Origin of the sequence: Alicycliphilus denitrificans K601 (genome assembly GCF_000204645.1) — a bacterium.
In the GTDB taxonomy this organism is placed as follows: Bacteria; Pseudomonadota; Gammaproteobacteria; order Burkholderiales; family Burkholderiaceae_C; genus Alicycliphilus; species Alicycliphilus denitrificans.
In genome coordinates, this window is sequence record NC_015422.1 from 3,409,646 (window position 1) to 3,423,912 (window position 14,267).

The 14,267-nt window shown below is 66.0% G+C and carries 13 protein-coding genes and 3 tRNA genes; 4 read left to right on the forward strand and 12 right to left on the reverse strand.

Annotated elements, in window-relative coordinates; all coding sequences use genetic code 11:
• The first annotated feature begins 30 nt into the window (after window positions 1–30).
• Entirely contained in the window at window positions 31–894 is an 864-nt protein-coding gene (locus tag ALIDE2_RS16215; protein WP_013518407.1) for an LOG family protein, read from the forward strand.
• Between the two features lie 14 nt (window positions 895–908).
• Here ALIDE2_RS16215 and ALIDE2_RS16220 read toward each other — a convergent pair whose 3' ends face one another.
• From ALIDE2_RS16220 to ALIDE2_RS16245, 6 genes are all read right to left on the reverse strand, one after another.
• On the reverse strand, window positions 909–2,072 hold the full coding sequence (locus ALIDE2_RS16220) for an MFS transporter (RefSeq protein WP_013518406.1): 1,164 nt from the start codon (window positions 2,070–2,072) through the stop codon (window positions 909–911).
• Window positions 2,069–3,667 carry a DNA recombination protein RmuC gene (locus ALIDE2_RS16225; protein ID WP_013518405.1) on the reverse strand — a complete coding sequence of 533 codons (1,599 nt, stop codon included), beginning with the start codon at window positions 3,665–3,667 and terminating at the stop codon, window positions 2,069–2,071. The genes ALIDE2_RS16220 and ALIDE2_RS16225 overlap by 4 nt, the downstream gene beginning before the upstream one ends.
• A 73-nt stretch (window positions 3,668–3,740) precedes the next feature.
• On the reverse strand, window positions 3,741–4,721 hold the full coding sequence (locus ALIDE2_RS16230) for a 2-hydroxyacid dehydrogenase (protein WP_013518404.1): 981 nt from the start codon (window positions 4,719–4,721) through the stop codon (window positions 3,741–3,743).
• A 16-nt stretch (window positions 4,722–4,737) separates the two neighbouring features.
• Window positions 4,738–6,150, reverse strand: coding sequence for a sodium:proton antiporter (locus tag ALIDE2_RS16235; RefSeq protein ID WP_013722596.1), 1,413 nt, complete (start codon window positions 6,148–6,150; stop codon window positions 4,738–4,740).
• 47 nt (window positions 6,151–6,197) lie between these two features.
• On the reverse strand, window positions 6,198–7,397 hold the full coding sequence (pncB, locus tag ALIDE2_RS16240) for a nicotinate phosphoribosyltransferase (RefSeq protein ID WP_013518402.1): 1,200 nt from the start codon (window positions 7,395–7,397) through the stop codon (window positions 6,198–6,200).
• 149 nt (window positions 7,398–7,546) lie between these two features.
• Window positions 7,547–8,020, reverse strand: coding sequence for an acyl-CoA thioesterase (locus ALIDE2_RS16245; protein ID WP_013722597.1), 474 nt, complete (start codon window positions 8,018–8,020; stop codon window positions 7,547–7,549).
• A 257-nt stretch (window positions 8,021–8,277) separates the two neighbouring features.
• Between ALIDE2_RS16245 and ALIDE2_RS16250 the strand changes: the two genes are divergently transcribed.
• From ALIDE2_RS16250 to ALIDE2_RS16260, 3 genes are all read left to right on the forward strand, one after another.
• On the forward strand, window positions 8,278–8,832 hold the full coding sequence (locus ALIDE2_RS16250; protein ID WP_013518400.1) for a phasin family protein: 555 nt from the start codon (window positions 8,278–8,280) through the stop codon (window positions 8,830–8,832).
• A gap of 283 nt (window positions 8,833–9,115) precedes the next feature.
• Window positions 9,116–10,165: a Fe(3+) ABC transporter substrate-binding protein gene (locus tag ALIDE2_RS16255; RefSeq protein WP_013518399.1), complete on the forward strand. Its 1,050-nt coding sequence runs from the start codon at window positions 9,116–9,118 to the stop codon at window positions 10,163–10,165.
• A gap of 114 nt (window positions 10,166–10,279) precedes the next feature.
• A complete protein-coding gene (locus ALIDE2_RS16260; protein WP_013518388.1) occupies window positions 10,280–11,038 on the forward strand; it encodes a 3-hydroxyacyl-CoA dehydrogenase in 759 nt (252 codons plus the stop codon).
• A gap of 126 nt (window positions 11,039–11,164) precedes the next feature.
• On the opposite strand, the gene ALIDE2_RS16265 is transcribed toward ALIDE2_RS16260, so the two are convergent.
• The 6 genes from ALIDE2_RS16265 to ALIDE2_RS25710 all read right to left on the reverse strand — a co-directional run bounded on the left by ALIDE2_RS16265 (window position 11,165) and on the right by ALIDE2_RS25710 (window position 14,262).
• A tRNA-Asp gene (locus ALIDE2_RS16265) sits at window positions 11,165–11,241 on the reverse strand.
• Between the two features lie 47 nt (window positions 11,242–11,288).
• A tRNA-Glu gene (locus ALIDE2_RS16270) sits at window positions 11,289–11,364 on the reverse strand.
• Window positions 11,365–11,387: 23 nt separating this feature from the next.
• Window positions 11,388–11,463: transfer RNA gene (locus ALIDE2_RS16275), tRNA-Ala, on the reverse strand.
• A gap of 100 nt (window positions 11,464–11,563) precedes the next feature.
• The gene (locus tag ALIDE2_RS16280; protein ID WP_013722598.1) at window positions 11,564–12,943 is read right to left on the reverse strand and encodes a tyrosine-type recombinase/integrase; all 1,380 of its coding nucleotides are present in this window, start codon (window positions 12,941–12,943) and stop codon (window positions 11,564–11,566) included.
• A gap of 330 nt (window positions 12,944–13,273) precedes the next feature.
• Window positions 13,274–13,819 (reverse strand): PD-(D/E)XK nuclease family protein, encoded by a 546-nt coding sequence (locus tag ALIDE2_RS24590; RefSeq protein WP_013722599.1) that lies wholly within the window; start codon window positions 13,817–13,819, stop codon window positions 13,274–13,276.
• Window positions 13,816–14,262, reverse strand: coding sequence for a CFI-box-CTERM domain-containing protein (locus ALIDE2_RS25710; RefSeq protein ID WP_013722600.1), 447 nt, complete (start codon window positions 14,260–14,262; stop codon window positions 13,816–13,818). Before ALIDE2_RS25710 ends, ALIDE2_RS24590 begins: the two co-directional genes overlap by 4 nt.
• Window positions 14,263–14,267 lie beyond the last annotated feature (5 nt).

The window sequence follows — 14,267 nt, forward strand, 5'->3', positions numbered from 1 at the left end:
GCCAGGTCCTTTTCTCCGACACCGACAACCATGCAAGCCAACACCGACCTCCAAGACAGCCGCCTGGCCAACGCCTGGGCCGAGCTGCACAACTACGCCGTGGCGGGCAACCCGCTGCACCCCGACTCGTACCGCCTGGCCTTCGCCGACCCCGAATTCATGCTGCGCCGCGAAACGCGCGGCATACGCTTTCAGCTGGAGCTGCTCAAGCCCGACCTGGAGCAGGCCGCGCAGGGCATCGAGCACACCGTGGTGGTGTACGGCAGCGCGCGCTTCGTGTCGCCCGAAGCCGCGGCCCAGCAGCTTGCCGAGGCGCAGGCCAGCGGCGACGGCGAACGCATCGCGCGCGCCGAGCGCGCCGTGAAGAACGCGCAGTACTACGACCTGGCGCGCCAGTTCGCGCGCCACGTGGCCGACTACAGCCTGAGCCGCCCGCCCGCCGAGCGCCTGTACGTCTGCACGGGCGGCGGCCCCGGCATCATGGAGGCTGCCAACCGCGGCGCCTACGAGGCCGGCGCGCCCACCATCGGCCTGAACATCACGCTGCCGCACGAGCAGAGCGGCAACCGCTACATCACCCCCGCGCTGTCGTTCAAGTTCCACTACTTCGCGCTGCGCAAGATGCACTTCATGATGCGCGCCAAGGCCCTGGTGCTGTTCCCCGGCGGCTTCGGCACGCTCGACGAGCTGTTCGAGGTGCTGACCCTGGTGCAGACCGGCAAGGCCAAGCCCGCGCCCATCGTGCTGTTCGGCACCGCGTTCTGGAAACGGCTCATCAACTTCGAAGCCCTGGTGGAGCAGGGCACGGTCTCGCCCGAGGACCTCAAGCTGTTCCACTACACGGATGACCCGGCCGAGGCCTGGGGCATCATCCGCGCCTTCTACGAACTCTAGAACGTATTTACGGCCTAACGGTCCCCCAGCCGCCAGGCCACGCGCGAGCCCAGGCCCACCGTGGCGCCCACCATCCAGAACAGGCCGCTCACGCCGATCAGCGCGCTGGCCGAGCCGAACAGCAGCGGCATGAGCACGCTGGAGCCGTTGATGGCCATGAGCCGCAGCCCCAGCGCCTCGCCATGGCGGTGGGCCGGCGTGATCTGGTGCAGCAGGCTCATGACCATGGGCTGCACCGAGCCGAGCGCGAACCCCAGCAGCACCGAGCACGTCCCCAGCGCCAGGGCCGTGGGCAGCAGCGGGTAGACGGCGAACAGCACCGCGGTCATCCCCATGGCCCAGGTCACCACGGTGGCCTCGCGCAGGCGCTCGGCCACCAGCGGCATGAGCACGCGGATCAGCGCCGCCGCAATGGCGAACGCGCCCAGGATGGAGCCGATGACCGAGGCCGACAGCCCGCGCTCGTAGCCCAGCAGCGGCACGACGAAGGTGTGCACGTCCCAGCAGGACGACAGCAGCCAGTTGACGATGAGCAGGCGGCGAAAGCCCACGTCGGCCATCAGGTCCCAGGCGCGCTGGCGCGGCCCGCCGGCCGCGGCGATCACGCTGGGCAGCTCCTGCGCGGTGCGCACCCAGAACCAGGTGGCCAGCGGCAGCACGGCCATGAGCGCGAACGCCGCGCGAAAGCCGCCGGTGCCGCCGGCCTGCGCGCCCGCATGGTCGATGAGCAGGCCGGCGCAGAACGGCCCCAGGAAGTTCGACACCGCCGGCCCTATGGCCAGCCAGCTGAACACCTGCTTGAGCTGCGTGGCGTCGTGCGCGGCGCGGCCCACGTGGCGCTGCAGCGCGATCGTGGCCGCGCCCGTGGCCCCGCCCGTGAGCAGGGCCGCCACGCACAGCATGGGGAACACGGGCCAGGCGAACGCGCCACCCGCCCCCAGCACGGCCGCCACCACCGCATGGCGCACCGGGCGCTTGAGGCCGTGGCGGTCGGCATAGCGCCCCGCCGGCAGCGCCAGGAACACCTGGGTGAGCGCGAACAGCGCCAGCAGCACGCCCACGGCCGCGGCGCTGTAGCCCTGGCGCAGCGCCAGCAGCGGCGCGGCCATGCGCATGCCGGCCATGCAGGCGTGGATGCAGATCTGTCCGGCGATCAGGCGCGCCAGGGCCCAGTTCACGCGGCGCCCTTTCCGCTCGGCCCTTCTTCTGCTACATCTTCAGAAGCGCCTAGCGCAGGCTGGGCAAGCGTTGCAGCGGTATTTTCCTCGGAATCGCCTTCCCGGGCCGCCTCCACCAGCGCGGGCGGCAGCGCCTTGGCGGGCTTGATGCCCAGTTCCTTGAGCATCTCGGCGCGGCGGATCACGTTGCCGCGGCTCTTGCTGAGCTTGTTGAAGGCGCGGTGGTACGCGTCGGACGCCTGCGCGAGGCCCTTGCCCACCTTCTCCAGCTCCTCGACGAAGGCCGTGAGGTGGTCGTACAGCTCGGCGCCGCGCCTGGCGATCTCCTGCGCGTTGCGGGTCTGCGCCTCCTGGCGCCACAGGTGGGCCACGGTGCGCACCACGAACAGCAGCGTGGAGGGGCTCACGAGCAGCACGTTCCTGTTCCACGCGTCGCCGTAGAGCTGGCCATCGCCGCTCACGGCCAGCATGAACGCGGGCTCGATGGGCACGAACATCAGCACGAAGTCGAGCGACTGCAGGCCGTAGAGCTGCTGGTAGTTGCGCTCGGCCAGGCCCTTGATGTGCTGGCGCACCGAGTCGAGGTGGCGGCGCTGCGCGGCGGCGCGCAGCGTTTCGTCGTCGCCGGTCGCCCACTCCTCGTAGGCGAGCAGCGAAACCTTGGCGTCCACCACGAGGTGCCGGTCCTCGGGCAGGTGGATGACCACGTCGGGCTGGGCGCGCGAGCCGTCGTCGCGCAGGTGGTTCTCCTGCACGTCGTACTCGAAGCCCCTGCGCAGCCCGGCCGATTCGAGCACGCGCTCCAGGATCAGCTCGCCCCAGTTGCCCTGCGCCTTCGTCGATCCCTTGAGCGCCTGCGTGAGGTTCTTCGCATCCTCGCTCAGCGTCTGGTTCAGGCCCATGAGCTGGTGCACCTGCTGCGCGAGGGCCGAGCGCTGCCGCCCTTCCGCGTCGTAGAACTGCTCGACCTTGCCCTGGAACTCGGCCAGGCGCGTGCGCAGCGGGTCGAGCAGCTGGCCCAGGCTCTGCTGGTTCTGCTCGGCAAAGCGCCTGCCCTTCTCTTCGAGGATGTCGTTGGCCAGGCTCTTGAACTGGTGCGTGAGCGCCTCGCGCGCCTCGGTGAGCAGCGCCAGTTTTTCCTGCGCCGCGCGGCGCTCGGCATCGGCCTGCGCGGCCTGGGCCGCGGCCTGCGCCTGCAGCGCGGCCAGCTGCTGGCGCAGCGCCTGGGCGAGCTGGCCCTGCTCCTGCAGCTGCGCCTCCAGCGCGGGCACGCGCGCGGCGCGCTCGGCCATCTGGGCGCGCTCGTCGCGCGCCGTGTCCAGCGCCTCGCGCCAGGCCGATGCCTGGGCCTTGAGCTGCTGCAGCTCGGCCTGCAGGCCGGCGCGCTCGCTCTCCAGCCCGCGCACGCGCTCCTGCGCCGCGGCGATGCGCGCGAGCGCCTCGGCCTGGGCCTCGGCGCGCGCCGCCGCCAGGGCCTGCTCGCGCCCGGCCTCGGCCTCGCGCCGCGCGCGCGCCGCGCCCCACAGCAGGCCCAGCCCCAGGGCCAGGACGATCGACAGAATGGCGGCCAGCACGGCCAGGAGTTCGGTGCTCAAGATTGTTCTACTATTGATTCGATAGCTGCCAGCGCTTTCCAGAAAAGCGCCACAGGCCTTTTTGGCTTGTATTTCACCTGGACGCGATGCGGTTCACGGGCGTGAGCGGCGCGCCCTTCTCGAAGAAAGCGATCAGGTTGTCGGCCGCGAGGTTGGCCATGGCCAGCCGCGTGGCCACGGTGGCGCTGGCGATGTGCGGCGTGAGCACCACGTTGGGCACCTCCAGCAGGCCGGGGTGCACGCTGGGCTCGCCCTCGAACACGTCCAGGCCCGCGGCGGCGATGCGCCTGTCCTTGAGCGCCTCGGCCAGCGCCGCGTCATCGACGATGCCGCCGCGCGCGATGTTGATGAGCGTGGCCGTGGTCTTCATGCGCGCGATCTCGGCCGCGCCGATGGCGTGGTGCGACTCGGGCGTGTACGGCAGCACCAGCACGAGGTGGTCGGCCTGCGCGAGCAGCTCGTCCTTGCCCACGTAGCGCGCCTTGCACTCGGCCTCCAGCTCGGGCGAGAGGCGCGAGCGGTTGTGGTAGATGACGTCCATGCCGAAGCCGTGCGCGCCGCGCCTGGCGATGCCCTGGCCGATGCGGCCCATGCCCAGGATGCCCAGGGTGCTGCCGTGCACCTCGCCGCCCGCGAACATGTCGTAGCTCCAGCGCGTCCATTGGCCTGCGCGCAGGTAATGCTCGCTCTCGGTGATGCGCCGCGCCGTGGCCATGAGCAGCGCGAAGCCGAAGTCGGCCGTGGTCTCGGTCAGCACGTCGGGCGTGTTGGTGGCCTGCACGCCGGCGGCGGTCATCGCCTCCACGTCGAAGTTGTTGTAGCCCACGGCCATGTTGGCCACGATCTTCAGGCGCGGGCTGACCGCGAGCAGCGCCTTGTCGATGCGGTGGCTGCCGGTGGTGAAGGCACCGTCCTTGTCAGCCATGCGCTGGGCCAGCTCGGCCTGCGTCCACAGGACGTCGTCCGGGTTGGACTCGACCTCGAAATGCCGCGAAAGGCGTTCGATCACCTCTGGAAAGATGCGGCGCGTGACCAGGATGCGGGGCTCGGGCATGGGGCTTGTCCTTTGTTCAGAAGAAGATGAAGGTCATGGCGACGAACAGCGGCACCAGGATGGCGCCGGACCACAGCATGTAGCCGAAGAAGCTCGGCATCTTCACGCCGCGGTCCTCGGCGATGGCCTTGACCATGAGGTTGGGCGCGTTGCCGATGTAGGTGTTGGCGCCCATGAACACGGCGCCCGCCGAGATGGCCGCAAGCGTGGCCGCGTGCGTGGTCATGAGCGTGGCCGGGTCGCCCCCGGCCGTGTTGAAGAACACCAGGTAGGTGGGCGCGTTGTCCAGGAAGGACGACAGCACGCCCGTGGCCCAGAAGTACATGGCCGGGTCGGGCGAGCCATCCGCGCGCGTGACGGCCGAGACGATCGCGCCGAACGGGCCATCGACACCCGCCTTGAGCATGGCGATCACGGGGATGATGGTCAGGAAGATGCCCGCGAACAGCTTGGCCACCTCCTGCATGGGGCCCCAGCCGAACTGGTTGTCCGCATGCACCTGGCGCGGCGTGAGGGCCAGCGACACGAGCGTGACCACGATCAGCCCCAGGTCGCGCACCAGGCCCGGCAGGCCCACGGGGGTACCGGCGATCACCCATTCCACGGAGGACTTCCAAACGCCGCTCAGCAGCACCAGCGCCACCACGGCCAGCAGCAGCACGAAGTTGACCTTGCCGTCGAAGCCCAGCGCCTGGGGCGGCGAATCGGGCGTGGGGTCGCTGCGGCCGACCTCGCCCGCCTGCCGGTAGTACCAGCTGTCGAACGCATAGAACAGCGCCAGCAGCACGCCGACGAGGAACAGCGTATCCGGGAAGATGTGCCGCACGGTCCAGGAGAAGTCCACGCCCTTGAGAAAGCCCAGGAACAGCGGCGGATCGCCCAGCGGCGTGAGCGAGCCGCCGGCATTGGAGACGATGAAGATGAAGAACACCACGACGTGCGCCACGTGCTTGCGGTTGTCGTTGGCGCGTATCAAGGGGCGGATGAGCAGCATGGACGCGCCCGTCGTGCCCATGAAGCTCGCCAGTACCGCGCCCACGGCCAGCAGTCCCGTATTGAGCGCCGGGCTGCCGTGCAGGTTGCCGCGTATGTAGATGCCGCCCGCCACCGTGAACAGCGCCGTGAGCAGGATCACGAACGGGATGTACTCGGCCACCAGCGCATGCACGAAGCCCGCCGCCGCCGCGCCCGGCCCGTACACGAAGGCGAACGGAACCAGAAAGGCCAGCGCCCAGGCCGCGGCCACCTTGCCGAAATGGTGGTGCCAGAACATCGGCGCCAGCAGCGGCAGCAGCGCGATCGACAGCAGGATGCCGGCAAAGGGCACGCCCCACAGCACCGACAGCCGGCTGCCGTCGATGTCCGCCGCCATGGCCAGCGGCGAAGCCATGCATGCCATGGCCAGCGCCAGCATACGGAAAACCTTCATGAATCTCCCTCCTTGGGTCCTTTGCTTTGTTCCGGGAATCCGCCCCCTCATGCGGGGGTGGGGATGTCGAACACCTGGCGCAGGTAGGCCAGGTATTTTTCGTCGTCGCACATATTCTTGCCGGGCGCGTCCGAGAGCTTGGCCACGGGCTGGCCGTTGCAGCGCGTCATCTTGACGACGATCTGCAGCGGCTCGCAGCCCAGGTCGTTGGTCAGGTTCGTGCCTATGCCGAAGGCCAGCTGGCAGCGCCCGTGGAAGCGCTGGAACAGCTCGATGATGCGCGGCACGGTGAGCGCGTCGCTGAAGATCAGCGTCTTGGTCAGCGGATCGACGCGGTTGTCGCGATAGTGCTGCAGAAGGCGCTCGCCCCAGGCAAATGGGTCGCCGCTGTCATGGCGCGCGCCGTCGAACAGCTTGCAGAAATACAGGTCGAAGTCGCGCAGAAAGGCATTCATGCCGTAGACGTCCGACAGCGCAATGCCTAGGTCGCCGCGGTATTCCTTGGCCCACATCTCGAAGCCGAACACCTGGGTGTCGCGCAGCCGCGGGCCCAGCGACTGGCAGGCCTGCAGGTATTCATGGGCCATGGTGCCCAGCGGCGTCACCCCCAGCTTCATCGCATACAGCACGTTGCTCGTGCCCGCGAACCGCCCGGCGTCGCCGTCGCCGCGGCCATCGGTCCCCAGGCGCGCGCACAGCACGCGCAAAACCTCCTCGTGCCAGGCGCGGGAGAAGCGCCGGCGCGTGCCGTAGTCGGCGATCTTCAGCCGCTCCAGCCCGCTGGCCTGCAGCTGCGCGATCTTGGCATCGAGCCGCCTGCGGCCCTCGGGGAAGTCGGGCACCTTCTGCGTGTTGCGGAAGTACACCTCGTTGACGATGGCCAGCACCGGGATCTCGAACAATATGGTGTGCAGCCAGGGGCCTGTGATCGTGATGTCGATCTCCCCCGTAGGCAGCGCACTCACGCGGATGTATTTCTCGTTGAGCCTAAACAGGCCCAGGAAATCGACGAAATCGCTCTTGATGAAACGCATCGAGCGCAGGTAGGCCAGCTCGGCATCCTGGAACTGCAGAGTGCACAGCGCGCGGATCTCGTCGCGGATCTCGCTCGCGAAGGGCGCGAGCTCCACGCCCGGGTTGCGGCACTTGAAGCGGTACTCGACCTGCGCGCCCGGGAACTGGTGCAGCACCACCTGCATCATGGTGAACTTGTACAGGTCGGTGTCGAGCAGACTGGTGATGATCATGGATATGCGCGCGGTTCCGCGACCCGCCGGCCGTGGGCCGCGGACCAGCGCCCGGGAGGGAGGACATGGGATCTCTGGCCCACGATTCTGGCATCAACCAGGCGCCACCCGCCGCCCTTGCGCGGACAACCCCACGGCGGCGCCGGGCCTCAAATACACAGCGGCTGCAGCACCTGTCGCAGCCGCTGGGGCAACGGCCGCGGCCGGCGGTCGTCGCGGCCCACGTACACGTGCACGAAATGGCCGCAGGCCGCGCTCACCGCCTCACTCTGCGCGAACAGGCCCACCTCGTAGCGCACGCTGCTCTCGCCCAGCCGGGCCACGCGTATGCCGGCATCGATGGTCTGCGGAAAGGCCAGCGGCGCGAAGTAGTTGCACTGCGTCTCGATGACCAGCCCGATGGTGTCGCCCTGGTGGATGTCCAGGGCGCCCTGCTCTATCAGGTAGGCGTTCACGGCCGTGTCGAACCAGCTGTAGTACACGACGTTGTTCACGTGGCCGTAGATGTCGTTGTCCATCCAGCGCGTGCCTATGCTGCGGAAGGCCCGATAGGCATCGCGGGGCTGCGGCCGCGGGCGCGGCGGCACGAGGGCGGTGGACGGCGGAACAGAGGGCGCATTCATAGGCCGACGATTGTGCCAGCGGGACAAGAAAGGCCTCTTCCGCAGGAGGCCGGACGCCAGACACCCGCACCACGTCTCCGTAACAAACGGAACATTGGGGAATCGACCCTAAAAATGCTGCATTGCAACAAAAACACTTGCATCTCGGGACAGGATCCCTAAAATTCATCCCATGCTGCACTGCAACATGACATAGAGGTCAGTCAGAGCAGTTCTCTTAACCCGCCCCGCAAGGGCTTTCATTTTGGAGATACGACATGTCGCTGACCCCTGAACAAATCCTCGCTTCCCACAAAGCCAACATCGAAACCCTGTTCGGCCTGACCAACAAGGCCTTCGAAGGCGTGGAAAAGCTCGTTCAACTGAACGTTGCCGCCTCGCGCGCCGCCCTGACCGAAGCCGCCACCCACGCTCAAGCCGTGCTGTCCGTCAAGGACGCGCAGGAACTGCTGGCCCTGCAAGCTGGCCTGTTCCAGCCCCTGGCCGAGAAGGCTGCCGCCTACAGCCGCCACGTGTATGAAATCGCCTCGGGCACCGGCGCCGAATTCGGCAAGGCCTTCGAATCCCAGGCCGCCGAAGCGCAGCGCAACTTCAGCAATCTGGTGGACACCGCCGCCAAGAACGCCCCCGCCGGTTCCGAAACCACCGTGGCCGTGTTCAAGAGCGCCGTCTCTGCCGCCAACAACGCCTTCGAATCCGTACAAAAGGCCGTGAAGCAAGCCAGTGACGTGGCCGAAGCAAACTTCAACGCCGTGGCGAACTCCGCCGCCAACGCCGCCAAGACGGTCGAAGTCGCCGCACGCAAGCGCTGATGGCCCGGCTGCGCATCGGTAGATGCGCAGCCCAGGGTTTTCACCTATAATTCGCATATCGGTCCTGCCGTCAAAGATAGATAGCAAGGCCTACCAGTTGTCTCCTTGGATCCTTTCGAAGCCTCGCGTTTCATGGATCCCTTCAAGCCCAGTCCCTGACTGGGCTTTTTTTTTGCCTCTTCGCGGGAGTACAGGATTCCCCTGCGGCGCTCCGACCTATTTAGGAACGATTCTCGTTTGCCTTATGATCCGCGCATCCCATTCCCGAGAAAGACCGGTCCCCATGCACAAGCCCATGAAATCCCTGCTGGCCATCTGCGTCCTGGCGACGGCAGGCGCCGCCTGCGCCCAGGAGCAGGTGGTCAACCTGTATTCGGCGCGCCACTACGCCACGGACGAAGCCCTGTACAGCGGGTTCACCAAGGCCACGGGGATCAAGGTCAACCGCGTGGACTCCGACGATGCCGGCATCATGGCCCGCCTGAAGGCCGAAGGCACGGCCTCGCCCGCCGACGTGATCCTGCTGGTGGATGCCGCGCGCCTGTACCGCGGCGAGGCCGACGGGCTGTTCCTGCCCGTGCGCTCCAAGGTGCTGGAGGACGCCATCCCCGCCAACCTGCGCGCCACGCCCGCCGCCGATGGCGGCATCGCCTGGTTCGGCCTGTCCACCCGCGCCCGCGTCATCGTCTACAACAAGGCCAAGGTGAACAAGGACGACGTGGACACCTACGAGGAACTGGGCGCCCCCAAGAACAAGGGCAAGCTGTGCATACGCTCGGGCTCGCATCCCTACAACCTGAGCCTCTTCGGCGCCGTCACCGAGCACATGGGCGAGCAGAAGGCCGAGGCCTGGCTCAAGGGCGTGGTGAACAACCTCGCGCGCGCGCCCAAGGGCGGCGACACCGACCAGATCAAGGCCGTGGCCGCGGGCGAGTGCGACATCGCAGTGACCAATAGCTACTACCTGGCCCGCCTGATGCGCTCGGAAAAGCCCGAGGACAAGGCCGTCGTCGAGAAGGTCACGGTGGTGTTCCCCAACCAGCAGTCCTGGGGCACGCACATGAACATCGCCGGCGGTGCCGTGGCGCGCCACACCAAGCACCAGGCGAACGCGATCAAGTTCCTGGAATACCTGGCGAGCCCCGAGGCGCAAAACTATTTCGCCAACGGCAACAACGAGTGGCCCGCAGCCAAGGGCGTGGACCCCGGCAACCCCGCCCTCAAGGCCATGACCGACGGCAAGCCGTTCAAGAGCGAGACCATCCCCATCAGCGCCGTGGGTGCCAATACGGTCAAGGTGCAGCAGATGCTGGACCGCGTCGGCTTCCGCTGATCTCCACGCGACCACCCGCGACGAGCCCGGCCCCGCCGGGCTTTCTTGCTTTTGCACCACTGCCCGCACTCGTTCATAATTGACGTTTACGTCAACGTCATTCTTGGAGACTCCATGGACATCAAGGGCAAGGTATTCATCGTCACGGGCGGCGCCTCGGGCCTGGGCGAAGGCACGGCGCGCATGCTGGCGGACGCCGGCGGGCAGGTGGTGATCGCCGACATGCAGGCCGACAAGGGCGAGGCCGTGGCGCGCGAAGTCAAAGGCGCCTTCGTGCGCTGCGACGTGAGCAGCGAGGCCGACGGCCAGGCCGTGGTGGCCAAGGCCGTGTCCCTGGGCAAGCTCATGGGCCTGGTGAACTGCGCGGGCATCGCCCCCGCGGAGAAAACGGTGGGCAAGAACGGCGCGCATGCGCTGGCCACGTTCACCAAGACCATCACGGTGAACCTGGTCGGCACCTTCAACATGATCCGGCTGGCTGCGGAGGCCATGAGCAGGAACGAGCCCGAGCCCACGGGCGAGCGCGGCGTGCTGATCTCCACAGCCAGCGTAGCGGCCTACGACGGCCAGATCGGCCAGGCCGCCTACTCCGCCTCCAAGGGCGGCGTGGTCGGCATGACGCTGCCCATCGCCCGCGACCTGGCCCGCAGCGGTATCCGCAACATGACCATCGCCCCCGGCATCTTCGGCACGCCCATGCTGTTCGGCATGCCCCAGGAGGTGCAGGACGCACTCGCCGCCGGCGTGCCCTTCCCCAGCCGCCTGGGCACTCCACAGGACTACGCCAGGCTCGTGCGCCACATCTTCGAGAACGACATGCTCAACGGCGAGGTGATCCGCCTGGACGGCGCCATCCGCCTCGCGCCGAAGTGACTCCGGGCCGCGTGCCCCGGCCTTCGAGCCCCCGCCGCCTTCGCGCGGCGGTTTTTGGGAGCATGCGCCTCGGCAGAGCAAAACGAAACGGGCTGCACCTTGCGATGCAGCCCGCTTTCAATGGCTTGGCGGAGTGGACGGGACTCGAACCCGCGACCCCCGGCGTGACAGGCCGGTATTCTAACCGACTGAACTACCACTCCGCGTCGGTGTGACTTTCGTTCCTTGCGGAACCAAGTGCCACAAAACTTGGCGACCCTACGGGGATTCGAACCCCGGTACTCACCGTGAAAGGGTGATGTCCTAGGCCTCTAGACGATAGGGTCAAAACCTAGAAATTCGACAATCCTGGTGGAGGTAAGCGGGATCGAACCGCTGACCTCTTGCATGCCATGCAAGCGCTCTCCCAGCTGAGCTATACCCCCAAGATATGGCGGAGTGGACGTCTGCCTTGGTAGGCGTTCATCTCGTCTCACAACAGACCAAGATTCTAGCAGAGAAAACGGCTTACAAAAAAACATTGCGTCATTCCGGCTCATCATGGCTCATGGAATCTCCGTCATGGACGGGGATCGCTCCGGAGGTTGAACGATTGGGCGGAGAGTTTTCCGCCGCCCTACTCACCCCTGGAAACTCGGGGGTCACGACGGAGGTCGGCGTGCCGGGCGGAGGAGTCTGCTGCTCTGCGTCGCCGCATTGCACTTGCCCTTGCGTCGGCTGCACGACACTGCACCATTCAGCCCAGTCTCGCATCAACGCACGCCGACGCTCGAAAAGATCCGTACGTCGATACGCCTCCTCGACCTCAGTCCCCACCTTGTGAGCCAGGGCCATTTCGGGCATCTCTTTCGGGTAGAGAGTTCTTTCCGCTGCCCAGGTACGGAACGTGGAACGAAATCCATGCACCGTGATGTCTGAGCGCTGCATCCGTTCCAGAACGTTCGCCATCGCCATATTGGACATGGGTCGATTTTGCTTCGCACCTGGGAAGACCCATACCGGATCCAGCCCCTTCAACCGCTCAAGGATCGTGAGTGCATCACGAACGAGCGGCACCCGATGTTCCTTGTGCGCCTTCATTCGCTCTTTCGGGATGATCCACACCGTTGCATCAAGGTCGATCTCGTTCCACTTCGCAAAGATCACCTCGCCAGTACGGCAAGCGGTGAGGATGGTGAACTGCAATGCCCGTGCTGCAATCCCCTTCTCGCGAGCGAGCAGCCGAACGAACGCTCCTACATGCCCATAGGGCAGCGACGGATGGTGCCTGACCTTCTTGAGCTTCGAGGGCTTAGGAAGCAATTCCTGGAGGTGCCCGCGCCAACGCGCCGGATTCTCACCCTCACGAAATCCTTGCGTCGTTGCCCATGCCAGGACCCGTTCAATCCGCTCCCGCACCCGGCTCGCAGTTTCCGTCTTGGTCTTCCAGATTGGCTCGAGCACCTGCAGAACCAACGGCGTGTTGATCAAGCGAACGTGCATCTTCCCAAAGACGGGGCAAGCATACTCGACGAGAGTCGCCTCCCATTGCTTTTGATGCTTCTCGTTGCGCCATGACTCCTTGTGGCTCTTGATGTACTCGTCCATGCAATCTCTGAAGATCCTGTTGCTAGCCTGGACCGCCTTGGCTTTGGCCAGGGCCTCGGCCCGGTGCATCAGTGGGTCAATACCATCCCTGAGCAGAAGCCTAGCCTTCCGAGCCTGCTCCCGGGCCTCTGCGAGGTTGACCGTGTGCACGGGGCCGATTCCCATGAAGTGCTCACCCGTGCCCCGTGCATATCGAAAGATCCAGCTTTTCACGAGAGCCTTCGTGATCTGCAGGTAGAGTCCGTTGCCGTCGGAATATCTTCCGGGCTTGGACAGACGCGTTACCTTCAGCGCCGTGAGTTTCTCAACGCCAACCATATTCGTTCTCCTTGATGTTCGGTGCGGATAAAAGCCCGTACTCGCACCTTCATGAGAACAGCCAAATGTTCGGCTTCAAGTCCACGCACAGCGGCGGCGATCAGCCACTTCTGCGTCTAGCCGATTGGCACCTCAACGCCCGGATGCAAGTAGGTACTGGCACAGAGGGTGCATGTGGAGGCTGGGGAGCGCCAGCCACAATTGGCCATAACTGCAAGCCCTTACGGCGTTGGCGAAAGAATGAGACGCCATGAGCCAAGAGCCCGCTGCCTTTAACGCACTGTCGATGCGTTGCCTGAAAGAGAGCCAGCGAGATGGGGCATCTGATCTTCAGGCTTGCGATTCAAAACGGTCACATCTGGTCCGAAATGCACAGCCCGCACATGCTCGAGCCGAGGAGGCATAGGTGGGATCAGCTTGCCGAGCCAAGATGTCGCTACGGCGCTGCGCCAGGGCAATCACTTGCCCCTCATCCAGCAAACGCACCCGATGGAACCGCCAGCGTCGAGGCGAGGTGGGGTGCAGAGCAGTGACAAAAGCGAATGGCTCAACCACCTCGCCTGTCTGATGCTCAATAGCGACTTTCTGCGCCGAAAGCTGAATGATGTCACTGGGATAGGCCCGATTGGTTGACCGTGTCTTCAATTCCACGAGTACCAACGATCCGCCCGGCAGCCGGTAGACGCGATCGGCCTTCGCGACGAGTCGGATCGGAGCCCGGATGCGAAAAAGCTTCTCCATATAGACCAGCTCGGCATTGGCCAGCTCTCGCGGCCGTGAGGCTCGCTCGCAAGATGCGTGGCGGCGCGTCCATTGCCGCGCCAGCCACAGCGCGAATACCAGACCGGCAAGGACATACACGGCATACAAAGTCATGACGACCTCCTGTCGCTCAGCGACCTTTCACACCGTGCAACCACGATGCACAGCATGCGGCGCACCCCAGCCACGATCACAGGTGATCGCGCCATGATTCGGCAACCCACTGGGGCCACCCAGTAGTACGCGACAACTAGAATCCTCCCCCAGCGCCGTCGCAAGAGAACCGCATCGCGATATGCGCGAAGCACCTGCGTCTCCCGTGCATCCGGGCCGAACACGAAGGTGGCGACAAAGCACCGGCGATCCGCCGTCGCTACCAGGCCCTCCTCCAAGTACCGCTGGTGGGCCACCTGCCCTCGGGCCATGGCTTGTCGCTGCTCGGGCGTCGCCTGGTCACCATATAGATGTGCAAGCTGCACCCTCTTCTCGCAGAAGCCCATTTCCGCAAGCTCCGTGGGGCTCACCTCATCACGCCGCGCGTATCTTCGTGTTGACATAGCGA